This window comes from Bacillus amyloliquefaciens DSM 7 = ATCC 23350 (assembly GCF_000196735.1).
GTDB classification, from domain to species: domain Bacteria; phylum Bacillota; class Bacilli; order Bacillales; family Bacillaceae; genus Bacillus; species Bacillus amyloliquefaciens.
Genome location: NC_014551.1, coordinates 1822117 through 1848987, shown reverse-complemented (window position 1 = coordinate 1848987; position 26871 = coordinate 1822117). Strand labels below are relative to the sequence as shown.

General features: G+C 50.0%; 2 protein-coding genes. Both read right to left on the bottom strand.

The window, feature by feature from the left end; genetic code table 11:
• Positions 1-10: 10 nt before the first annotated feature.
• Complete coding sequence (locus tag BAMF_RS29585) at positions 11-16324, bottom strand: non-ribosomal peptide synthetase (RefSeq protein ID WP_013352338.1); 16314 nt, start codon at positions 16322-16324, stop codon at positions 11-13.
• The gene (locus tag BAMF_RS29580) at positions 16314-26855 is read right to left on the bottom strand and encodes an SDR family NAD(P)-dependent oxidoreductase (RefSeq protein WP_013352337.1); all 10542 of its coding nucleotides are present in this window, start codon (positions 26853-26855) and stop codon (positions 16314-16316) included. The genes BAMF_RS29585 and BAMF_RS29580 overlap by 11 nt, the downstream gene beginning before the upstream one ends.
• Between the last annotated feature and the right edge of the window lie 16 nt (positions 26856-26871).

The following is a 26871-nucleotide window of genomic DNA, read 5'->3' as shown; positions in this document are numbered from 1 at the left end:
CGTCCCCTCCTTAACTCAATTGTTGTACATGTCTTGTTACTTTAGGCTGATAGCTTCGCAGTTTTTGCATCGCCGAGCCGTGATGTTCAGGGTATACTTCTATCATTTCTTCCGGTTTTTCCACAGGCTCTTCCGCCTGTTTCATCATGACGAATTGATTCAATGGGCCGCCGAGCAACCGCTCAAGCGCCGCCATCGCTTCCGGCGCTTCAATCGATCCGACTCCCGCCTGTTTCATCCGTTCTTGATATTCAGCAGATGATACAATTCCGACGCTGCCCCAGTAGCTCCAATTCATCACCGCCGCCGAATACGGACACACTTGAGCCAAATGAGCGGCAAAGGCATCTTTGAAGCTGCATCCGGCCGCATAATTGCTTTGTCCGGCCGCGCGTGCAAATGATTGAACAGACGAGAAGAACAAAGCAAAGTCCAGCGGCTCATTTCGGAAAACGCGGGCCATATTCACGCTGACATTGACTTTTGCAGCGAGCACACTTTTAAAACGGCTTTCCGGCATATTTGCCAGACCCTGATCCTCTAAAACGATTGCGGAATGGATGATTCCGTTAATATGCGGGTGCGTGCGTTTGATCGTTTCATACGCACATGTGAGCTCATCCGGATTTGCCGCGTCTGCTTCAATATAAATTGGCGTCGGCCCGAATTGGCTGAGTCTGTCGATTTTTTCCCGGATAGCGCTGTTATGTTTTCGTCTGCCGATCCAAACGACGCGTGCCTGATACGTTTTCACGGCATATTCGCTCCAAGCCTCGCCGATGCCGCCGGCGCCGCCGATCACGACATAGACGCCGCCTTTTTTGTAAGCAGGCCGGTTTGACACCGGCTGCTGCACAGGAATGAGACGCTGTTTGTACCAATGATTGTTCCGGTACGCCCATGTATTGCCTTGCTCATCAAACGGCGCTGAGAACAGCTCCGCCTTTGAAACATCTTCCGGGCTTCCGGCATCAATCAGCCTTGTTTGCCAGCTTGGATACTCTTTTGCAAGCGAGCCGACCAAACCGTGAATGCCTGCATGAGCCGGATCAATAGTGTCGTCCGGCTGTACGGACTGTGTTTTTATTGTGACTGCGGTCAGGCTGATCCGCTTGCCTCCATATCCTAAAGCAAGCATTGCCTTGATCACTCTGTACATCTGGATGACGCCCGCATCCTGGGCTTTCACCATGTCACTGGCGGTGTGAAAAGGGGCGATCCATACGATATGGCCGAATGGCCCTCTGGCTTTCATTTCTGCCGCAACAGCCTCTATTTCATCCTCCGGAGTGATATGGAGCCTTTTTGCAGCAGGATGATGCATTTGAAAAGCCGCGCTCTCCTCATCCCCCGCGATAAAGACAACCTCTTCCGTCTCACATGCAGGGCTCTGGCCGCGGAATTCCGCTAGATCCCATACCGGAGCCAGAAGGTTTGCTCCATTTAATGATGTTTCCGGCGCAGGGCCTTCCATCATTCTGGAAGAAATCCCTTTAATCCTGACACAGACCCTGCCGTCCTCATCGCATAAATCAATGTCCAGCCGCTGAATTTTTTCATCCGTTCCCCGGGAGCTGACATACGCCCACATACTTGTTGTGCATGGACTGAAAATGTCCAGTTCCTCAAGAGCGAACGGCAATGACAGCTGGTTATCATCAGCGTGCAGTTTCAGTCCGATTGTCGCTTGCAAAGCTGAATCAAGCATGCATGGGTGAAGAACATATTGATCTGCCGTTTCTTCGAGGAAGGAAGGCAGACGGAGCTCAGCCAATGCTTGATTGTTTCCGATGTGAATCTGCTTAATTCCTTGCTGTCCGGGACCGTAATCAATGCCGATTTTGCTGAATAAGCCGTAACACTGCTCAGAAGTCAGCATGTTGTGGCCGCATTGAGCTTTCAGTGCGCCTATATTACGCTGCGGAGCCTTCCCGTCGCTGAGAATGCCGGCAGCCCCCTGACAGTGTATCTGCCTGCCGCTTGCTTCTGTTTTTGAAGCCGTGTAAATGTCATATACGATTTCACCGTTTTCCCTCGGAACGAGGCTGATCTGCGCTTCAATCGGACGGCTCCCCGCTTCAATCGGACGAACCCAGACGATGTTTTTCAGGCGGATGGCAGACGGACGTTCCTTTTGTCCTTTGACTGCCTGAGTAACTGCCGCCCGGGCCATTTCCAAGTAAGCGACACCCGGCATGACCGGTTTGCCTTTAATCAGATGATCGGTGAAAATCGTCTCTTGCCCCGTAAATTCGGAGCGGAAACGCTGCTCTGTTAAATCCGATACGTTTTCGTGAAGAAGCGGATGCAGCACCCGGGCCGTCGCCACGGCTTGCGGTTTCTCTGCTTTTGGCCGGTTGTCCGTGATCCAATACCGCTCTTTCGCAAACGGATAAGTAGGGAGGCTCATTCGACGGGGCTTGATATCAGCATATAGGCCGTCCCATTTGATATCACTGCCCTGCACCCATAATTCCGCAAGCTTGTCATTCTCTCGGCGGCTGATCAGCTCTTCGATATCCGATTCGCCGTTTTCGCCTGCGGCAACGGCGTTCAGCGCGGTTTTACCCGCTTTGCCTTTATAAATACCCGCCGCGTCATAATGTCCTTTTGCACAGCTATTCAGCTTGTCCCGCAGCTCTTCGGCCGAGGAAGCGATGATGGCCGCTCTTTCTTCCATGGCATCACGTCCCTGCTGAAGCGTGTAAGCAATATCGGCAAGATCCTCGTCCGTAAAAGGAGCTTGTGCCAGCTGTTGCGCCTGTTCTTGCAGACGTTCTTCTTCTTTGGCCGACAGCACAAAGATTTGAGGATGTTTGACAATGACGGTTTTTCTTTCTTCCCTCGGGATATATTCTTCAATGACAACATGGGCGTTTACGCCGCCGATGCCGAAAGAACTGATTCCCGCGCGGCGCGGCAGGTAATTGCCGTTTTCGTCTTTCAATGCCGTCCATTCTCTTTTTTCCTGTACGATGTAAAACGGACTGTCCTTCAGTTTGATATACGGGTTGATGACCTCGCTGTGGAGGCTTTTTGCGAGTGTTTTATGCTTCATCTGCATCAGCACTTTGATCACACCCGCGACACCTGCTGCCAGCGATAGGTGTCCGATATTGGTTTTGGCCGAACCCAATCCGCAATGACTCGCGTAAACGGCGGGATCGCCGGTTTTTTCGTACAGCTTTTGAAAGGCGGATTTCAGGCCGTTGATTTCGACCGGATCGCCAAGCTCCGTCCCGGTTCCGTGCGCTTCAATATAAGTGACTGTTCTCGGATCAATACCTGCTTTGTCATAAGCCGTTCTGACGACTTCGGCTTGGGCTTTCGGGTTCGGTGTCGTCAAGGAGTTCGCGCGTCCGCCGTGATTAACCGCGCTGCCTTTGATGACGCCGTAGATATGATCGCCCGCTTTTTCTGCTTCTGACAGCTTTTTCAGGAAAAGAATTCCGGCACCTTCACTGACGGCAAATCCGTCCGCCCGGTCGGAGAACGTTTTACATTTCCCTTCTTTGCTCAGCGCGCCGGCTTTGTCATAAGCAATGTGGCCTTGCGGGGTGACGACGGTATTCACGCCGCCGGCGATCGCCATATCGCAGTTCCCGTTTTCAATGGCGCATACGGCGTGATGAATCGCGACCAGTGAGCTGGAGCAAGCCGTGTCGATCGGTTCACTCGGCCCGTGCAGATTGAGCATATAGCTGACACGGTTCGGCCCCGCTGACGGGCTCATATTTGCGGCTGACGCACCGCCGATATCCAAGTCTGAAAATAGTGAGCCGTATCCGGTATTCCCAGTGCCGATGTAAAGGCCCGTTCTCGTGCCGGAAAGGCTTTTAGCGGAATATCCCGCATCTTCTATCGCTTTCCACGCATACATCATTAACAGGCGCTGCTGCGGATCCATCTGTTCGGCTTCCAGCGGTGAAATTCCGAAGAACAGCGGATCAAAATCCGCAACTCCGTCAATAAATCCGCCCCACTTTACATTTGTTTTGTTGGCTTCATAAAGCGGGTCACCGTAATACTCCCGCCAGTCCCAGCGGTCCGCCGGCACCTCTGTTATGCAATCTGTTCCCTCTTCCAAGTTACTCCAATACTCATCAATATTTGCGGCCTTCGGAAACACTCCGCTCATACCTACGATAGCGATCGGTTCCGGTTTATGTTCAACCGCTGTCTGAACAGGCTGTACGGCAGTTTTTGCAAAGCGTTTGTTCCCTGTCAGCCTGATGCCGCCGTCATCTGTTACTCGGCTTTGGTTTTCTTCTTTTTTCGGCTGTGTGCTGCCGGTAAATTGTGTTTGATAGTCTTCTGCTAAATGATGAGCCAAGGCTTGAATCGTCGCATATTCAAAAAACACGGTCGGTGTCAAATCAAGCTGGTAAGAGTCATTCAGTTTGTTGGCAAATTCCGTCAGCGTAATGGAATCAAATCCGTATTGATTGAACTCCAAATCGATATCTATTTCTTCAATATTTATTTTCAGAAGTCCGGAAACCTCTTTTGCCAGCAATTCCTGAAGTTTTGCCGTCAAGTCTTTCGGCGCAGGCGTTTCCTCCGTTTTTTTAACCGGTGAAAAAGCGGCTATTGGCGTCTTTTGAAGCAGTTTTTCCCGCATAACGGCGAGATTTCCTTCCATGACGAGCACACTTGTTTTCCCCGTGCTCCATGCTTTGTAAAGCGCTTCTATTCCGGTTTCAGTGCGCATCGGCGCCACGCCGGTTCTTTTTTCGGTGAGCTTCGCCATTTCTTCATTGACTTGCATTCCGCCGTCTTTCCAAAGCGGCCAATTGATTGACAATGTATGCCCATGGCGGTACATTGCCTTAACCAGCGCGTTGCGGTATGCCGCATAGCTGTCCATAAACGCGTTTGCCGCAGCATAATCCGCCTGTCCCGCATTCCCCGTGACGCCGGAGATGGAGGAGAAAACGATGAAAAAGTCCAGCGCTAAATGCTCGGTTGCTTCATCAAGGTTGACAAATCCATCGGTTTTAGGCGCTAATACACTGTGAAACTCTTCAGTTGTTTTCTTCGCGATATACTGATCCTTCATCACACCAGCGCTGTGAATGATGCCGTGAAGTCCGCCATATTCCGTCTCAATTGTTTTGACCAGATCCGCCGCAGTTTGAGCGTTTGTCACGTCAGCCTGTTTGTATTCCGCTGTCGCTCCGAGTGATTCAAGCGATTGGAGCTGCTGCCTCTGATTCGCGCTTAATGGGGAACGGCCGGTCAGAACCAGTGTCGGCTCTTTGACGTTACGGGCGATTTCTTTCGCGAAAATAAAGCCAAGGCCCCCGGCTCCTCCGGTAATAAGGTAAATGCCTCCGTCGTTCCAAGGAGTGCGTATTTTACTGCCGGACACAGCCGTTTCTTTGACATCAGCCCTGTATCGAATGCCGTTTTCATATTTGATATGGCCGTCATCAGCACATGTTTTATTTTCTCTGATGATGTCTGTGATTCTGCCGTTTTCTGCCGGCTCTATTTCAATCAGCTGGGTTTTCAGCCTTTTATGTTCCAGGCCGGCTGTTTTTAACAGACCTGAAATCCCTGAGAGCAGCTGATGCTTACCTGTTTTAGAAAGAACCGCCTGGATGAGTACGTCTCCTTCCGTTTCTTCCTTCAGCAGTTTTTGCAGCGTCTCCAATATCCGCCCGGTATAATCACGGAAGCGCGCTGCCGGTTTCTCATGCGGGGAGGTCATTTCAATGCATTCGGCTCCCGCAGTTTCAACGGCTTGTTTCAATCCGGGTTCTGTGTCACAAAGCATCACGATATGCCGGGCAAAAACAGGTTCCGTTTGAGCGGCAGTTTCAGTGCTTTGGGTCCATACGGGCTCAAGCATAAGCGTTTCCGGGGCTTCTTCTTTTTTCTCAGGTTCTTTTTCAGCCGTTCTGAACGACAAACCTTTCAGCCTTACGCAAACCTTGCCGTTTTCATCACAAATATCAAGATCGCGTTTTTCCACCTGTCCGGCTTTATGGTCTTCAGAAAGTCTGGCGTATACCCACATCCCGGCAGTGCACGCGCTGAATACTTCGAGCTCCTGAACCGCAAACGGAAGCATCAGTTTTTCATCATTTGTTCCGGTCAATATGCTTGATGCCTGCAATGCAGAGTCCATTAAGCCCGGATGCATGACATACTGCCGTACCGTGTCCGCACAAGCCGGATCAAGCGACAGTCGGCCCAATACGAAATCATCCCCTGTATAAATCGCTTTGACACCCCGGAAAGCCGGGCCGTAATCAAAACCGATTTTGCGGTACATATCGTACACTTCGTCTGCAGAAAACGGTGTCTCGGCGGATCGTGATTTCAGCTTTTGCAGATCAATAACCGGAGCCTCTGCGTCAGGACGGACTGATACTGCACCTTGGCTGTAAACGGTCGGCTGATCTGTTTCAAGGCCGCTGTAAATGTCAAAGTGAACGTCATTTGCAGTATCAGGAACGAGACGGATATTGACATGGATCGGCTCGTCTTCAATGGTGATCGGCCGCACCCAAACCGTATTCTTAAGCTTGACGCTTCCCTGTCCGGTCGGCACTTCAGATGCCTGTTCCATTGCAGCGCGCGCCATTTCAAGATGCGCCACTCCCGGTAAGATCGGCACGCCTTGTACAACATGGTCCGCAAGGTAAAATTCTTCTCCGGTATAGGTTGAAGTGAATCGCTGTTCGGCAAGGTTTGATGTATTTCTGTGCAGAAGCGGATGAAGCACGTCCTGCGTTCCGGCAGAAACAGCGCTTGTTCTTTCGTGCTTTCCGATGCGTTTTGCCGCCCAATAGCGGTCTTTTGCAAACGGATATGTCGGCAGGCTTATGCGTTTAGGCGGCCGGTCTCCGTACAGCTTCGCCCAATCGACGTTCAGCCCTTTCACCCATAATTCGAGCAGCTTCGCGTATTTGCCGCGTGCCATCCATTTTTCAACGGCTTCTTGAATTTCTTCATCTTCCGTCAGCATTTGCAGCGTGCCTTTGTCTATTCTTCCTCTGTACAAGTCCGCGTTCTTATCTCCATTGACAAACTGCGACAGTTTTTCCTGCAGTTCTTCAGCGGATCCGGCAATAACCGCCAGGCGTTCTTCCATGGCGTCCCTTCCGATTTGGAGGGTATAAGCCATAGAAACAAGGCCGGATTGACCGAACCGCTTTTCTGAAAGCACACGTTTCAGCTGTTCGGCTTGTTCTTTCAGGCGTTTTTCATTTTTGGCGGATAGAACGAAAAGGCATGGATCGATGTGAGAATGATCTGCTTCCGCTCTTTCTTGCGGAATGTATTCTTCGATGACGACGTGGGCATTTACCCCGCCGATGCCGAATGAGCTGATGCCCGCGCGGCGCGGCTGCTCGTTTCCTCGTTCGTCCGTCTGCGTCTTCCATTCCATCGTTTCCCGCACCAGATAAAACGGGCTGTCTTCAAGCTGAATGTACGGATTTACCGTCTCACAGTGAAGACTTTTGACTAATGTTCGATGCTTCATCTGCAGCAAAATTTTAATGATGCCCGCTGCTCCCGCGGCAAGGGATAAATGGCCGATATTTGTTTTGACTGAGCCTAAGCCGCAATAGCCGGACGCTTTCTCTTTTCCGTCTGCAAACGAGCTGAACGCTTGTTTCAGGCCGTTAATTTCAACGGGATCTCCAAGTTCTGTTCCGGTGCCGTGAGCTTCGACATAAGAGACTGTTTTAGGATCAATGCCCGCTTTTTTGTATGCGGCTTTAATGACTTCCGCCTGTTGTTTCGGGTTAGGCGTTGTCAAAGATGCCGCACGGCCGCCATGATTCACTGCGCTTCCTTTAATGACGCCGTAAATATGGTCTCCATCGGCCTCTGCCGCTGACAGTTTTTTCAGGAAAAAGAGTCCGGCCCCTTCACCATGGGCAAAACCGTCAGCTTGATCGGAGAACGTTTTGCATCGTCCTTCTTTGCTCAGCGCGCCCGCTTTATCAAAGCTGATATACACATCCGGAAGAACAATCGTATTGATTCCTCCGGCTAAAGCCATGTCGCACGTCCCTTCTTCTATTGAAGAAACGGCATGGTGAATGGCAACGAGCGAGCTTGAGCAGGCCGTATCAATCGGTTCGCTCGGCCCGTGCAGATTGAGCGTATAGCTGACACGGTTCGGTCCGACAGACGGACTTGTATTCGCCGCGGATGACCCTTCAATCGTCGCATCGGCATTGGCTAATAGAGAACCGTAGCCGGTATTTCCAGTCCCGATAAACACACCTGTTTTTGTGCCTGAGAGACTCTTTGACGCGTATCCGGCATCTTCAATCGCTTTCCATGCGTACGTCAGCAGGAGACGCTGCTGAGGGTCCATTTGCTCCGCTTCCCGGGGTGAAATCCCGAAAAATAACGGATCAAATTCAGCAATTCCGTCAATAAATCCGCCTTGGTTGACATTTGTTTTATTAACTTCCTTTGCGGGATCCCCGTAATAGTCCCGCCAGTCCCAGCGGTCTTTCGGAATCTCGGTCATGCAGTCTTTGCCTTCCTTCAGGTTTTGCCAGTAAGCATCAATGTCTTCAGCCATCGGAAAAATTCCGCTGATGCCTACGATTGCAATCGGCTCCGCCTTCTGACCCCGCTGTACTGTCTGCGGAAGTGTCTCAGGCAGAGTGCGGCGGCGCTTAACGGCCGGGCGTGTTTTTTGAGTCTCTTTTACCGGTTTTGACGATTGAACCGTTTTTGTATTAACCGCAAACCGTCCGGCGAATTCATCCTCATATTCACTGATTAAATGAACGGCAAATTCATGAATCGTCGGATGATCAAAGAAAATCGTCGGCGTTAATCTAAGCCGGTACGTTTTATTCAACTGATTCGTAAACTCGGTCATCGAGATAGAGTCAAGCCCGTATTTTGTCATTTCTTCATGTGCATCAATTTTGTCAAGTTTCACTTTTAACAGTGAGGCTGTCTGCTGTTTTAAGAGATGCTTGACTTTTTCAAGCAGGCTGTCAGCGTCAATCTCATGATGTACGCCGGACTCAGCTTCCGGATGATCATTCTCTTTTCGGAACAGTTTTGCTTTCATGTTTTTCACGTCTCCTTCAAGAACCGTCACCCGGACTGCCCCGCTCATCAAGCCTTGATATAAAGCCTTGATGCCGGCTTCTGTGCTGAGCGGTGCGATTCCCGCCTCTTGCATCAGTATATCTTCTGTCTGCTTTCCTGCCTGCATTCCGCCTTCTTTCCATAACGGCCAGCTGACAGAAAGCGTCTTTCCGTATCTTTGTCCTGCGGCTTGTAAAGAACGGCGGTACGCGGCATACATCTCCATAAAGACGTTTGCAGACGCGTAGTCAGCCTGGCCGACGCTTCCAAGCACACCTGATAAGGATGAAAAGACAATAAAGACATCTAATTTCTCATGCTGTGACGCTTCATCAAGATACACAAGGCCCTTCACTTTCGGAGCGAGAACGTCTTGATATTCCTCTGCCGGCTTCTTCACCATGTAGTTGTCTTTTATAATGCCGGCACTGTGAACAATTCCGTCCAGCTTGCCGTGCCGTTTGCGGATATTGCGGATGAATCGGTATACTTCTGCTTCATCCGTGACATCAGTTTGCTCGTAGAAGACAGAAGCGCCGGCAGCACGTACTGTTTCCAGCAGATCTTGCTGCTTTTCTCCGAGAGCGGATCGGCCGGTTAATATGATGACGGCGTCTTTTGTGCGGTTTGCGATCTCTTTTGCAAAGATCAGGCCTAAACCTCCGGCACCTCCGGTGATGAGATAAACGCCTTCGTCTTTCCACGGAATGTCCGGCTCCGCTTGAGAAATGTCCACCTCTTCCCAATCAGCAGCAAAGCGCTTGCCGTTTTCATATTTCACATGGACGCTTTCGGCATGCATATGGTTTTCGGACACTTTTTCCGCTATGTCTTCAGCACTTTCTTTTTCATCGGCTTCTATCATTTGAAAAATCAGCTTGGAATGTTCAAGGCATGCGGTTCTGAAAAGGCCGGTAATGCCTGAGAACACCTGCTGTAAGCCTGCTGAACGCGTAACAGCCTGAAGAAGAATTCGGCCCTTCGGCTTGCCTTTCATTATGGTTTTAATATGATCAAACAGCTGACCCGCATAGGAATGATACCGCTCTGCAATAGATGCGGGGCGCTCGTCCAAAATAAAGACGCTTGCGTGTTCAAGCTTGGCTTCAATTGCTTGTTTAACGGCTTCATCGTACTCACAAAGGAAGATGATATGCTGTTCATACGAAGGCGCGTGCTCCTGCGCCGGTTTCTGCTGCTCCTTCCAGACCGGCTCAGCCAGCAATGTATCAGTACGGCTGACAGGGACGCCGGCACCCGCGTTTTCTTCCATGATCCGCGTTGAGAATCCTCTCATCCGCACGCAAAGCCCGCCGTTATTGTCATATAAATCGATATCAGCTTTTTGGATATAATCGCCGGCTTTATTGTTCGCGCTGAATGTGACGTACACCCACATGTCAGCAGCACATGGCTTCAGTACGTCCAGCTCCTCTAAAGCAAACGGTAATGCGGCTTTGAATGGTTCCCCGCTTTCTGCAAGCAGCGCTCTTGTTACGTTCTGCAAATATTCGGCGGCCTGAAGCGCACCGTCCATCATACTCGGATGAAGGATATAATCAGCTTTTGTGTGAGAGACGGATTCAGGAAGCTTCAATTTAGCAAGCAGCCGGTCTTCGCCTTTGTATACAAGCTGCACACCTTTGTATCCGGGTCCGTAATCAGCTCCGATCATTCCTTTATAAAACGCTTCAGATTCGATTGTTCCCTGCGTGCACCAGCGCTTCATCTGCTCAAGATCCGCCGTTTCTTCCGGTCCCTTTCGGATGATTTCAGCGATGCCCTGATTATAAAGAGGAGCTGCTTCACCGCTTGAATCGTTCCCGCCGTACATTCTGTATTGAATCTGCCCGTCTTCTTCTTCATAAAGTCCGACATGGACACTGACAGTCTGCTGATCGGCTATCACCGGGCGGACCCACACGATATTCTTTAAGCGAAGGCCCAAAGATTCCTCTGATACCCCGCCGATACTTCTCTCCGCCGCGGCCCGTGCCATCTCAAGGGTAACGGCGGCAGGCACGATCGCCATTCCTTTAATGATATGCTCGGCAATAAAATACTCTTTGCCCGTGAATTCCGAGCTGAACCGCTGCTCCTGCAAAACTGATGTATTCTGATGGATCAGCGGGTGCAAAAGCTTCGTATCCGTTTGCTTCACAGCTTCTTCCGGCCAGAAGCGCTCTTCGGCGAACGGATAGGTCGGCGCACTGATTCGTTGCGGTGCGGAATCCTGATACAATAAGCCCCAATCGACACGCACCCCTTCTATCCAGAGCGCCGCGATTGCTTTCAGCTTTTCTTCCTGTGTCTGGCACGCCGCAAGCTTTTCCATCTCCTGAGGTGACGCTTCTTTATTTCTCACTTTTTCGCCCCGTAAGATGTTTTGTTTATTACCATTGATGAAATCCTGCAGCTGACGCTTCAAATCGTGACGATCGTTACTGATAAAGACGGCTCTCTCTTCCATCGCCTCACGTCCGGTCTGGTACGTAAACGCCAGATCATGCAAGGAAACATCGGTTTCGGCTTCATTCAGAAAGTCGGATAAACAAGATGCATAGGCAGTCAGGCGCTGCTTATTTCTTGCTGACAGCGGAACGATATAAGGCGGCCGGCCGTCATTTGAGCTGCTGATCGTTTTGTTTTCATATTGTTCAAAAATGGCGTGTGCGTTTGTTCCTCCGAGCCCGAATGAGCTTAACGCTGCGCGGTGCGGCGTCTCTCTCTCCGGAAGCGGTTTTCTCTTGTCCGCTACATAAAACGGCGAACCGCTGAATGTGATATTCGGATTCGGTGACGTGTAATTAATGGTAGGCGCCAGCTCCCGATGATATAAACTCATCGCGACCTTGATGCACCCGGCAAGGCCCGCCGCTGTATCCAAATGTCCGATATTCGTTTTTACGGAGCCGATCCCGCAATACTGCTCCTGATCCGTGTAACGTTTATACACTTGCTGCAGCGCGGACATTTCAATCGGGTCACCCAATGTCGTTCCTGTGCCGTGCGCTTCGATATAGGAAACAGTCTCCGGGTGAACGTTCGTGCTGTCTAAAACTTGCTGGATGACGTCAGTCTGTCCTTTTACACTCGGTGCGTAAAAACCGACTTTATCCGCTCCGTCATTGTTCAGACCGATGCCTCTTAGCATAGCGTAAATGTGATCTCCGTCCTGAACGGCTTGTGACGCTTTTTTCAGGAGAATGACGGCAGCTCCTTCTCCGCCCGCCATACCGTCGGCTGAAGCGTCAAATGCCTTGACATGCCCGTCGCTTGAAAAATTCAATCCTGTTTGATGTACATAGCCGATGCTTGTCGCAGCATGCAGAGTTGCTCCGCCGACGAGCGCGTATTCCGATTCTCCGCTCGTTATGCTTTGATAGGCTGAATAAAGACCGACTAATGATGACGAGCAATTTGAATGAACGAAATAGCTTGGCCCTTTTAATCCGAGCTTATGGGAAACCATCGTCGGAATCGTGCCGCTCTGCGCCAACACCCATGACACATAGCCGTCAGGAGATTCATGGCCTTCTGTCGTTTTTTCCGGCAAAAGCGACCGATACGAATTATTGCTTGCCGACATATAAACGCTTGTCTTCGGAATCTCTTTGGATACATATCCCGCGTCCTCGACGGCTTTCCAAGAATGAAGCAGCAAAAGCCGAAGCTGAGGATCCATAAATTCTGCGTCTTTCGGAGAAATGTGAAAGAATTCAGGGTCAAAGAGATCTTTTCCTTCTATCGTCGATAATGCCGGCACATAATCGGGATTTTCGATCAAATCTTCCGGTACGCCTGCTTCCCGAAGTTCTTCTTCCGAGTAGAAACGGACGCTTTCTTTTCCTTCTCTTAACTGCTTCCAGAACTCATGATGATTTTTCGCGCCGGGGAATTGACAGGAAATCCCCACTATCGCTACGCTGTCCTCAAAGTAAGACGGCACCCCGTTTTGAGCCGTTTGTTCTCTTTCTCTCTCATCTTGGGCGGGCGCCTCTCTCTCAGCGGCCTGTTTTGTTTCAACAATAAATCGGCTGATCGCCTGAATGGTAGAGTGTTCGAATAAATCCGTGACGGTAAAATCACATTCCAGCTCCTGTTTAATGCGTTCTGCCGCGGCGACAGCCAGCAGCGAGTCGCCTCCCACATCGAAAAAGCCGTCTTCGGTTTTGATCCCCGCGGTATTCAGCAGGTCTTCCCATATTTCAGTCACCTTCGCTTCCGCCTCTGATAACGGCAGACTGCCCGTCTTTTCAGACCGGTGAACGATCACCTTGCGCTTTTCCAGGTCTTTGCGGTTCACTTTGCCGCTCGGTGTTAACGGCAGCGCATCCAGTCGGATAAAATGGGCAGGCACCATATAATCCGGCAGGCCTGATAAAAGATGTTTGCGGAGCGCTTTTTCATCTGCCGCATGACCGGAGCGGGCCGTATAATAAGCGGTCAGCTTTTTATGTCCGTTCTTTTCCTGAACGACAACCGCCTGATCAAGGATATCCGGATGTTCGCTCAATTTTGCTTCAATCGCTCCCAATTCGATGCGGAAGCCGCGGATTTTTACTTGACTGTCAATACGTCCGGCATATTCTATATTTCCGTCAGGCAGCCATCTGGCCAAATCGCCTGTTTTGTAAAGTTTTTCTCCTTCACTAAACGGATTATCAATAAATGATGCCGCCGTCAGCTCAGGCTGATTGTAATAGCCTCTGGCCAGACCGGCGCCGGCCACGCAAAGCTCGCCGGCCACACCGTCCGGGACGGGGCTGAGCTTTTCATCGACGATATAGAGCCGCGTGTTTTGGATCGGTTTTCCGATCGGCGTATTTCTGCTTGTGATTTCCTTATCGCCGCAGCTGTAGTAAGCGGCATAAATGGATGTTTCCGTCGGGCCGTATATGTTTTCAATTCTGGCGTTTTTGAAGATGGATACTGACTTTTTGACCAAGTCTTTCGGAAACGCCTCTCCGGCCACCATCACATATTTCACAGGACCTTCCTCTGTAAATGACGTATGCCGCTTTACCGTTTCCAGAAATACATTAAACACAGCAGGAGCAAAATTCAGATGCGTCACCTGGTGAGTTTGGATGTATTCCATGCAAAGCTGCGGATTTTTTTCTGCACCGGGCGGCAAAATGACAAGCCGTCCGTTTCCGATAAACCAGCCGAATAATTCAGAAATCGAAACGTCAAACACGTAGTTCGTTTTTAACAGATAGGCATCCTCCTGCGCGACCGGATACTCCGCTTCCAAAAACTGCAGTGTGTTCATGATGGCCCTGTGCTCAACCATGACGCCTTTCGGTTTTCCCGTGCTTCCGGACGTATATAGGATATAAGCGAGGTGATGCGGTTTTGAACGCTGCGCCAATTTTGCCCCGCCGGCAGGGCGTCCGCTGTTTTCGATCTCTACCGTGCTCACACCGCCGATGGTTAACCGTTCAATCATGCCGCGTGTTTTTGCTTGCGTTAAGACGATTGAAACGCCGCTGTCAAGCAAGACGTGTGACATCCGTTCCTTTGGAAAAGCCGGGTCCAGCGGCACATACGCACCTCCCGCTTTTAAAATGGCGAGGATGCCGATGACCATCTCAAAAGAACGCTCCGTACAAATGCCGACCGGGCATTCCGGTGTGACCCCCTTTTCTTGCAGATACACAGCGAGCGCCGTGCTTCGTTCATCTAATTCGCGATATGTAAGGCTGTTTTCACCGAATGTGACGGCTTCTCTTTCAGGGTGCCGCCCGGCTTTTTCCGCAAACACTTCATGAATACAGCGCTCATTCGGCTGATGGGATGTGCGGCTTTTTTCCCGTTCCTGATTCTGATTGAGCAGGCCGGAGCATGCTTCAAAAGCGATCTCCGGGTCAGAAAGCACTTTTTCTGCCAGTTTCATATAATGCTCCGCCATCCGTTCGATAGTAGTGGGGCTGTAGACATCCGGATTGTACAGAAATTGCAGGACTGTTTCTTTTTCTTTTTTATAGACTTCAAGCGCAAGCTCAAATTCGCCTTCCTGATGAATGTCTTCTATCATTTCAATCCCGAGTGATTGATATTGTTCGGCCAGCTTTTCCGCTCCTTCTGTCCGGAAGAAGTTTTGATAGAAAAACGCGGTTTGAAAAACAGGTGAAACAGCAGGCGAACGTTCTGTCTTCAATTCTTTTACAAGCGCCGGAAACGGATACGCGGCATGGTTTAACCCTTCTGCAAGTGTCATCTGAAGCTCTTTCAAAAAGGCCGTAAAGGTTTTTGCGCCCGTCTCCCTGCTTCTGACCGCGATCATATTAATAAAGTATCCGATCATAGACTCAAATTGAGCCTCAGAGCGCCCCATTGTCGGCATGCCGACGATGATATCTTCCTGATTCGTATATTGATAGAGCAGGCCTTTGAAAATAGCGAGATACACAACCGATTCATTGACATTATTTTTTTGGGCGCAAACTTTAATCTGCCGGTTCAGTTCATCAGGAAGCAAGCGCTGATACGCCTGCCCCCTGCAAGTTTGAACCGATGATCTCGGGTAATCCGACGGAAGCTCTAGCACCGGCAGAGGTCCTTCCAGCTGCTCTTTCCAATAAGAGAGATGCGTTTTTCCCGCTTCACTTTCCAGCAGTTCTTTTTCCCAGTTCACAAAGTCATGATAATCTGCGGCCTGCCGAAGCATTTCAGGTTCTTTGCCTTCGCCTGCTTTTACATAGGCGTCCAGCAGCGCCGACATAAACGTCATAAGAGACACGCCGTCAAAAATGATATGATGAATGGTGATTAACACGATCGATTCCCGCTTCGCCCTCCGGAACACTTGAACGCGCAGGAGCGGACCGGTTTCAAACGCAAACGGTTCTTTTGCCTTTTCTTTAATAAACGTTAGAGCGTCACGCCCGCTTAGTTCAGAAAGATCTATTTCTTCAATCGGAAAATGCATCTCCGAATCTTCAATCTGATACGGAAGGCCGTTTTCCTCTTTTATCACACTGGTCAAAATAGGGTGCTGGCGCTTCACAAACAAAAGGGCGTTTTTGAATGTCTCGATATCCAGCTTTTGAAATCGAAAGCATAACGGAATGTTATATGCGCTCATCTCCGGAAACATTTTCTGAAGCATCCACAAACCTTTCTGGCCTTCTGAAAGCGGACGTTTTGCAGTTGTCCGCTTGAAAGCCTGAAGCTCTTGTTCTACCTCAGCGATGGTGAGCGTTCCTGATCTGTAGGCATCGAGAAGTTCTTTATGATTCATAAGTCTTACTCCCTTCTATGATGTCTTGCACTCTTTTAAAATCCAATGTCCCCTCAGAGACCTGTTTCATCATGGCGATGATCTCCTGATCCGTATACTCCTTGCTTTCCGGAGCAGCGTCTTCTGTTTCGGTTTCTTCCGTTCTGTAAAACGTTTCGATCGTTTCTTTGTGTTCTGTCAGGTAGTAGTTCATAACGTCCCCTAGCGTGGCATAGCTGTAAAATAACGCCGGAGTGACTTCAATGCCGTAATGGCGCGACAAAAGAGCGGCAAATTTGGCTAAATAGATGGAATCAAATCCGAATTCCGCCCAGTTTTTATGCAGGACGAGCTTATCTTTGGATATTTTCAGCAGACTGTGTATCAGCTCTTTCAAATCCGCTTCGAGCCGTTTTTCCGTGCTTTCTGCCGGGATGCGGCTGCTCACGGTTTCCGGCAAAGCTTCCGGTTTTGATGACTCATCTTTCCGGATACCTAAAAATCGTTCGGCGCGGCTTCTTTTGCCTGCAATGACGAGACACTGGGTGTTTTCTTGAGAAATGATGCGCTCAAACAGCTCAATGCCTTCATCTGTTTCTAACAGGCGCTGGCCGCTTGATTTCAGGTACATGCCTGTCGTCTCTTCACCGCCGACGGCCATTCCGCCGTTTTTCCAGACGGGCCAGTTTATGACAAAAGCGTTTCCGCTTTCTGATTGTTCGTTTTTATAGTGGGCGTACGCCATTTGGAACCTGTTCGCCACTGCGTAATCACAGCAGCCGAAATCCCCTAAAACAGCCGATGTGGATGAAAAGTAGCAGATGAAATCCGGCGTTTCATTTTTCAGCCACTCGTCAAGAAGCAGGCTTCCGTTTATTTTCGGTTCAAGCGTACCGCGGAAATTCCCGATTTCATTTTCAAAGACGGATGTTCTGCTTTCGATGCCCGCCGCATGAATGACGCCGTGAATGGCTCCGAATCGTTCTTTCGCGCGCTTAATGCAGTCGCCCATTCCGATCGGATCACAAACATCGGCTTCGGCGTAAAGAACACCCGCCCCGAGATTTTCCAGCTCTTTCATTTTTTCTTTCTTCTCTTCATTGATCGGCGACCGCCCCGTGAGAATGACATTTGCCTGATAATTCCGGGCGAGGTGGCGGGCAAATAAGTAGCCGAGCCCTCCTAATCCGCCTGTAATGAGATAGGTTCCTCCGGTTCTGATCCTGCTGTTTTCTTCCGTTAATCCGGTTGGTTCAGTGTGATAGACATACCGTTTCCCCTCTTCCAAGAAAACGGTATGGTCTGTTTCAGCCTTCAGCTCGTCCAAAATGGTTCCCATCCAGTCTGTCATGGCCGCGCCGGCTTTTCTGAAGTGGCCGGTAATGCTTGTTTTCGGGAGAACAATGCCGAGCGAACGCTCAAAGCCGATCCATGATTCCAAGTAGCACTTTTCCAGACCGGATGCATATTCACCCGCCAATAACAATTTTTCCGGCAGCAGACCGGTCTCGGCCATTGCCTTGAGAATATAGACGATACATGAATAATCTTCTATGCAGCTTTTATCTTCGAGCGCCCATAAATACAAAATGGCAGAAACTTCACCGTACTCTTTTTGAATGTCCGCAAAAGCGTTCACATATGATTGCGGATCTTCCCGCACCACCTGGCAGCGGCCGGAGGATAAAGCCTCATACCGGTCGCCCTGAGCGATAAATATAACGTCAGCTTCACTGTCGTACGATCTGATCGCCGAGACGGCTTCCTGCTGCTTCTTCTGATCAGATAAGAAAGAAATCACCGTCTTGATTTTCTTTTCTCCAACAGCCGGCAAAGCCTGTTCTTTAAGAACTTCTCGGAAAGCCATCACTTCAAACTGTTCTGCCGGATCATTTTCATCGGCCGCTGCTTTAACGGGCGCTGCCTTACTTTGAGCAGGCTGCTGATGCCAGAAGCGCTCTTTCGCAAACGGATAAGCAGGCAGGCTGATGCGGGCCGGAAGACGGTCTCCGTATAATTTCGCCCAATTGATATCTAATCCTTTTACCCAAAGCTCAAGCAGCTTAGAATATTTCCGTTTGCTGATCCAAGCGTCTAAGATTGCTTCCATATCATCATCCGCCGCAAATACGGCAAGCATCCGTTTGTTTTCTTCCGTACCGTCGCGGTGCATTTCGGCGGTGTCTTTTCCGGAGATAAATCCAGTCAGTTTTTCTTCAAGTTCATGAAGTGAATGAACGATAAAGCCGAGACGCTCTTCCATCGGCACACGGCCCGTCTGAAGAGTATAGGCTATACTCATAAGATCACTGCTGCTGTATCGTTTTTCACGGATGGCGGCTGTAAGCTGTTTTGCTTTTTCAGTGAGCCGTTCGCTGTTTTTCGCGGACAGGACGATAATAGCGGGCTGATCACCCGGCGATTCAACAGGCTCTTTATCTGCAATATATTCTTCTATGACGAGGTGGGCATTTGCTCCTCCTGCGCCGAAGCTGCTTAATCCGGCCCTTCTCGGAATCTCTTTGCCGCCGATGACGGGACGTTTCCACTCGCCGAGTTCCTGCTGAACGACAAACGGTGTATATGCGAACTCAATATTCGGGTTCAGCTGCCCGGCATGCAGGGACGGCGCAATTTGGCGGTCTTTCAGCTGGAACAATATTTTTGTCAGACCGGCGATGCCCGCGGCGCTTTCACAATGGCCGATATTGGATTTTGCGGAGCCGATGGCGCAAAACTGTTTATCTGTTGTATCCTCTTCAAATGCTTTCGTTAATCCGGCGATTTCAATCGGGTCCCCTAATGCGGTCCCCGTGCCGTGGGCTTCAATATAACTGACGGTGCGCGCCGGGACGTTTGCCCTTTGGAAAGCCTCTTTTATTAAGGCGGCCTGCGCGTTCGGGTTCGGAACGGTGTACCCGTTCGTTTTGCCCCCGCTGTTAATGGTGCTTCCTTTAATCACACCGTAAATGTGATCGTTGTCGGCAATCGCTTGGTCTAACGGCTTTAACACGACCGCGCCCACTCCTTCTCCGTCTACAAAACCGTCCGCGCGGTCTCCGAACGATTTGCATGTGTCGCTTGCAGAAAGCATGTTCATGACTGACAGATTCATATAATGGATCGGGTCGGTTACGATATTTACGCCGCCGGCAATCGCGCATTCGCTTGAACCGCTGTATAGGCTCTCAAGCGCCAGATGAATGGCCGTCAAAGAAGAAGAACAGGCTGTGTCAACCGCAATGCTCGGCCCTTGGAAATCAAAAAGGTAAGACACCCTGTTGGCAATGGACCAGTAGCCGTAGCCTGTCGGGTAGTTTTTGTTCATCGCTCCGGCAAAAACGCCGATTTTTCTGCTTTGGCACAGGTTGTCAGGCGTATAGCCGGCATCCTCGATACTCGCATACGCCGTTTCTAAAAATAATCGCTCCTGCGGGTCCATGCGCTCCGCTTCCAAAGGAGAAATCTGAAAGAACAGCGGATCAAACTTGTCCATATCTTCAATGAATCCGCCCCATTTCGTATAAATAGAGCCCTCTTTACCTTTTTCTACATCATAGTAATCCTGCCAGTTCCAGCGTTCCTGCGGGATTTCTTCTATGCAGTTTTTTCCTTTTTTAATGTTAGCCCAAAGCTCAGCCGCTGTTTTTGCCTGCGGGTAGCGTCCTGAAACGCCGATGATGGCCACGTCGCGAACCGAACTTTGCCGGACGGCCTCTTTTGCTGCCCGTTTTTCTCTCCGCCGCCAGTCAGTGCGAAGCGGCTTAGCCGGCTGTACAGCCTGCGGTTCGGATGCCGCCTCTGGTTCTTCATGAACAGGCGCTTGTCCCGTCAGTTTGATCATCGCGTCTTTTTTTGTTTTGATTAAGTGGCCGACGAGAGCCTCGATCGTCTGATATTCAAAAAATAAGGTGCTGCTGACTTGGTCTAACACATTTCGTAACGCATTTGTCAGCTGTACGACGACGATAGAATCAATTCCGTATTTTTCAAGCGGCGCTTTCGGATCAATTTGAGCCGGCGGAATTTTTAATGTTTCTCCGATTAACGTTTTTAAGTACTCGGTGCTTTTTTCTGTTAAAGCTGTATCGCTTTTTTCGGCCGTTGTTTGCGGCTGAAGTTCCGGCGCTTGTGCTGCTTTTGGCAGTGCGGCCGGTGTTACGCCTCCTGCTTTAAGCGTTTTTTGGCGGACAATGCCGTTGCTTTTTGCCGCTACAATCTGATGGCTTAAATCATGTGCAGCTTCTGCCGGGAAATAGACAGAATGCCAGCCTTCGCTTTCTAACACGTGCTTCCAGCTTTTTGGATACAAGCCCGGGCATCCCGGAATACGAAGGTCAGAATCTTCATGCAGCCACCAGCCTTCAAGCAACCCGAAAGTAATATGCGGGAACAGGCTGTTTCCCGCCATTTCATTTAAGAGCAGCAGGCCGTTGTCTTTTAAAACGGCTTTGGCGTTTCTCAGCGTCTGGCGGATGTCTTTCGTCGCGTGGAGCACGTTGGCCGCAACGACGATGTCGTATGCGCCAGGCTCTATGTCCTGACCGGAAAGCGGCGCTTCCGCGTTAAAAAGTTTATAAGTCAGATAAGGATTCTGTTTGCCGTATTCTGTTTCCGCATGCACGAGAAAAGCTTTCGATACATCGGTGTAACAGTATTCTTTTATATGGTTTTGATACGGCTTTAGCTTTTCAAATATGCCTGCGCTTGTGCCGCCTGTGCCCGCTCCGATTTCCAGTATGCGGATGGCGGTTTTTGAGTTTTTACTGATGGTTTCTTTCACATAGGACGTTAATGTATCTGACAGGGCGCCGTTAAAGTAATCCGCGACTTGATTATGCTTATAAATTCCTTCAACAAGTTCCATTGAAGAGTGCGGGAACATGATATCTGTGGCCGGCACGTCTTCGCGCAGAATGTCCGGCAGTGCTTTAAGCATCGTCTCGGCTAAAACAGTCATTGCTTTTGTATCAGTATTATTGAGCCATTCCGCTTTTTCCTGCTCCCATTTTCGCCATAGCGAGGCGGTTGCGTTTTCAGCGCGGGCTGACAGTGTAAATGAATCGGCATTCCCTTCCAGATAGCCGTGTTCCAGAAGGAAGGTGATCGTTTGATCGAGCCATTTTTTAAAATATTCGTGTTCAGGCTCATACGCTTTAAGGCTTTGCGGCGTCAGCAAGTCCGCTTCTTTAAGCTGGGCGATCAAAAGCTGATACAGAAAATCATCAAGCTCCTGATGTTCAGCCTCTCTTACAAGACGCGCGCCGGGCGGAGCGGCCTTCGGCTGTTGTCCGGTTACAAGCGGATGAGGCGGATAAACGGAAATCGTTTCTCGTTCATTCATCCCCTCTACTGCGACCGGTTTTGTCGTATGAATGAAGGCTGCTTGATCAACCGGTATCGTCATAAGTGTTTCAAGCGCCTCCATCGCAGCGTCCGGTTCGATCAGTCCCAATCCGATCTGATCCATCAGCTGAATAAAATTGCCGTCTTCAGCCGCTTCGCTGTTGCCCCAGTAGCCCCAATTCATGACTTTGACCGGGCAGTTCCATTTCTGATCAAGTTCCTTCGCAAATGCGTCACTGAAGGCGCATCCTGCGGCATAATGGCTTTGTTTCACATTATGGATAAATGCCACAAGCGAGGAGAAGAAGAGCGCAAAGTCAAGCGGCTCCCGTCCGAATACCTCCGCCATGGACACACTTACGTCGGCTTTTGCTCTCAGCACCGATTTGAACTCTTCTGTCTTCATATTATTTAAGCTTTGCTCAGACAGATCCATTGCCGAGTGAATAACGCCGTTAATTTTTGTGTGACGCTCTTTTATGAGCTGATAAGCCCGCTCTAAGGAAACACTGTCAGCGGCATCGGCGGAAATATATTCAGGCGCCGGACCGAATGCGCTGAGCCGGTCGAGTTTCGCCTGTATGGATTTATTCAGCGTGCTTCTTCCGATCCAAATGACGCGTGCTTTGTAGCGGCGGATCATATATTCGCTCCATGCCTCGCCGAGATACCCGGCGCCTCCGATTACGGCATAAACCCCGCCTGTTTGGTATAGCGTGCCGTTTTTCGGCATATTGTCAAGCGGGATCAGCTGCCGCTCAAACAGCTGCTGATTGCGGTATGCCCAAACTTGGCCGTTTTTCCCGGCAGAAAGAGAAAGCGCCTCTCCGATCGGCCAGATACCGTCCGTTTCTGTGTCAATCATGCGGACATTCCAATGCGGATATTCTTTCGCCATCGTCCCGGCAAGGCCGCTGACTGCGGCTTGTGACGGATCGGCGCTGTCCTGATCCGAAAACGGCTGAGCATTTGCTGTGACAAAGCACCAGTCCAGGTGTCTTTCTCCGTACCCTGAGGCAAGCAATGCTTTCATCAGCTTAAACACATGAAAAACGTTGCGCTCCTGTTCCTTAAGGCTGTCAGCACCCTCAGCCTCAGGCGCGAGCCAAATAATTTGCTCCAGCTCTTTATGCCCTTCAAGCATGTGCGTAAGAGATGCGATATCATCCGTACCTCTGATTGGATAATATGAAGCGTTTGGCAGATGCTCTTTTATACGTGAATGCTGTCTGTCAGTTCCTCCGAAAACTGCGGTCTGCTTATTCACCGTATTCACTTTCTTCGTTTTTTCAAGTGAAACGGGCTCCCAAGCCGGAATCATCATCGTGTGTCCGACAGGCGCCTCCAAGGTTTCGCCTCCCGCTGTTTGGGTTGTGTCAAGCGCCCGGACAGACGCGCCTTTCATCCGTACATAAACGGTACCGGCATCATCACACATATCAATGTCAAATTTTCTTACGGTGTCATCCGCTTTGCTTCCTTCGCTGTACCGGATATATGACCAGACATGCTCAGGACACTTCCCGAACACCTCCACTTCCTGCATCGCAAACGGCAAAGAAAGCTCGCGGCTTCCCGCATCGTCATGAATCGAACGGACAAGCAAACCCACGGAGGCGTGAAAAGCGGCGTCCATCATACTCGGGTGAAGCGCGTACTGTTCTTTCGTGTCATGTACGGCAGCCGGGAGTGAAATACGGGCCAGCAATCGGTCTTCACCGATCAGCAATTGCTGTACGCCCCTGTATGCTTCTCCATAATCCAAGCCGATCTTTTCAAAAGCTCCGTAGCATTCATCCGCAGTCACTATCCCTAAATTGCAGGAAGCCTTGACAGACTCAATATCTAACTGAGCGCTGCCCGGTGCGGTAATGACTGCTTCACCTTGGCTGTGAATGACCAGATCTTCGCCGTTTTCTTCTGCCTCACTGTATATTTCATAGGTAATCTCACCGTTATCCTCTGGATAAAGGGCAATATGTATTTCCTTCGGTTTGTTTTCAACAATGACCGGCCGGACCCAAACGATCTGTCTGAGTGTGACGCTATGGCCTTTGTCCGTCACGGCCGCGGCCTTTTTCACTGCTTCCCCGGCCATTTCCAGATAGGCGACGCCCGGCAGAATTTTTTGTCCGTTGACGACATGGTCAGAAAGGAAAAATTCATCTCCCGTAAAAAGAGAAGTGAAGCGCTGCTGTGAAAAATCTGACGTATTTTCTTGTAAAAGCGGATGCAGTACAGTGTCTGACAGGGTTTTATCCTGTTTTTCCCGCTGCGGAATCCAATAGCGCTCTTTTGCAAACGGATACGTCGGAACGCTTGTTTTGCGCGGTTTATCCGGACCGTACAGCTTATTCCAATCCACTGTTTTCCCTTCTGCCCATAACTCGGCAAGCCGCAGCGGATCATCCGTTTCCGGAGCGTTTTCGCTCAGTTCCGGCATCTCGGCTTGTCCGCGCCAAAATCCCGGGATATTTTCGTTTCCTTTTACGAAATCGTTCAGTTTTCCCTTCAATTCGCGGGTGTCATTTGCAAGGAAGACAGCTCTCTCCTCCATTGCTTCACGCCCTGTCTGAAGGGTGTAGGCCAGTTCAGACAGCGCCGTCTTTTCGGAAAGTGTCCGGGCTATTTTTTCCGCATAGGCCAGCAGCCTGTCTTTATTTCTTGCGGACAGCAGGAAGATTTTAGCTGCTTCTTTCTCAGGCGCAGGCGCTTTTTGTTCAGGCTGAATGTATTCTTCTAAAATGATATGAGCATTCGAACCTGATGCCCCGAAGGAACTGAGTCCGGCCCGGCGCGGATAATGCGTGACTTTTCCGTTTTCTTCGGCTGCCGGCTGCTTCCACGGAGCAGTCTGCTGCTGTACGTAAAAAGGCGATTTCTCAAATTTCACGTATGGATTTAATTCACCGGAATGCAGAGATTTGACAAGCGTTTTGTAATGAAGCTGCAGCGCCGCTTTTGTTAAGCCGCTGATGCCCGCCGCAGATTCTGCATGGCCGATATTTGATTTGACTGAACCGATGGAACAAAATTGCTGATCCTGCGTCCCTTCGCTGAACGCTTTTGACAGGCCTTCAATTTCAATCGGGTCTCCTAACGAAGTGCCTGTTCCATGGGCTTCCACATAGCTGACAGTCCGCGGGCTGATGCCTGCTTTTTTCAGACATGCCTTAATAACTTCTGCCTGTGCAGCAGGGCTCGGGACGGTAATTCCGCTTACTTTTCCGACATGGTTAACGGCACTTCCTTTAATAACCGCGTAAATCCGGTCGCCGTCTTGTTCGGCTTTTTCCAGCGGCTTGAGTAATACGGCACCCACTCCTTCTCCGGAAACGTAGCCGTCACCGCCCTCGCCGAATGTACGGCAGCGGCCGTCACTCGAGTGCATGCCGACGCTTCCGTAGCTGAGATATTTCGCCGGATGCAGCGACAAGTTCACCCCTCCCGCAAGCGCGGCCTCACATTCGCCGCGGCGGATGCTTTCAATGGCCAGGTGAACGGCGGTCAAAGAAGAAGAACAAACGGTATCCACCGCGAGGCTCGGCCCGTGGAAGTCACAATAATAGGACACTCTGTTGGCAATCTGCGCATAATTCAGTGAAACCGGAAAAGGATCAGTCTCCGATAATTGTTCTGCGCCGATTAAGGAATAATCTTTATGCATGACCCCTGCAAAAACGCCGACAGGACGCTGTTTATTTTTTTTATTTCCAAGCGTTTCAGGCGTATAGCCCGCATCTTCAATCGTCTCCCAGCAGGTTTGTAAAAACAGGCGTTCCTGCGGGTCCATCATTTCCGCCTCACGCGGTGAGATTCTGAAAAACTGCGGATCGAAGCAATCGGCATCGTCGATGAAACCGCCCCATTTTGATACTTTTTTTCCAGATGGTGACGTTACGTTTTTATATGTTTTCCAATCCCAGCGGGACTTCGGAACCTCAGTGATGCAATCCGTGCCTGCCTTAAGGTTTTCCCAAAACTCCTCCACATTTTTCGCTTTCGGATACCGGCCCGCCATTCCGATAATCGCAATGTCTCCGGTGTTTTCATGTTGGTTTGGCACACTTGGTGTTTCAGTTTCAAGTACTGATGGTTCGGCTGCATGATCTTCCCTTTCAAATGAAACGGTCTTTTTCAAATAGGCAGCCAGTTCTTTTATATTTGTATATTCAAAGAGAAGAGTGGGCGCGAGGGGCACACCCGCCTTTTTACTGATATCCTGAACAATCTCAAGCAAAGAAGATGAATCCAGCCCGAGCTCGTAGTAACCGGCAAGAATGTCAAGCGGCTCCCAAGGCTGCCCCAGCTTTTCAGCCAAAAGCTTCTTTAAAAACAGAATGATGTCTTTTTCATCTGCGCTTTCCGGCTCTTTTGCATCCTGTTTATCTTGTCCGGCTGTATTCTCGTCTTCTTCGAACCGCACCGCTTTTCCCGTAATGTTTTTAAGCTCCGCGACCTTCTGTCCGGATCGGCTGAAGTACTCGATTGTCATAGTGGTGAGTTCTTTTTCCTGACGGACGCCGGAAGCTGCGATACGCGCCGTGCACTCTGATTGAAGCCTGTCGGCGGCCGTGAATGATTCATAATATAAAGGCAGGTGGAGCCGGTTTGTTTCAGAAAGCAAACCGCTCGCCCCGATTCCGCTCGCATCCAAAAGGGCCGGGTGAAATAAAAAGAAATCCTTTCCCTCTTCGCAAGATAGCTCAGCCAGCATGCCGTCTTCTGTTTCGTATAATCGTCCGTTTGATTTCATCATGCCGGAATGAACCAAATCATGATCCAGGCAGCGGTTATACATCTCATCAAGATCCAGAGATCGGACTGACTGCTTCACATCGCCGAAATCAAGGGTTTCATCAAATGTGACAGCGGCTCTTTTCACCATTTCAGCCGTCGCATACTGTATATTGTCTGACAGCTCGTCACCTTGCTGTTTCTGCCCGGAAAGGGAGATGAACCATTTTCCATCTCCGCTTTCAGAACATTGAATGGTCAGAATGATTGCAGCCGTTTCACTGACGGTTAAAGGCTGATAAATCGTGACGTGCTTCAATTCGAGCTCATTGTATAAATAACCGTGTTCCTGAAAAACCTGATAAATCAAGTCGATATAAGCAAGACCGGGCAATACCGCTTCACCAAAGACCATATGGCCTTTCATGATAGGGTGATCCAGTGAGATATTGATTTTTTCCGATATCATTCCTTCCCACTCCTCT

Excerpts from the sequence above, each read along its gene's own strand:
- BAMF_RS29580 (WP_013352337.1), bottom strand. The coding sequence starts at position 26,855 with ATGATATCGGAAAAAATCAATATCTCACTGGATCACCCTATCATGAAA.
- BAMF_RS29585 (WP_013352338.1), bottom strand. The coding sequence starts at position 16,324 with ATGAATCATAAAGAACTTCTCGATGCCTACAGATCAGGAACGCTCACC.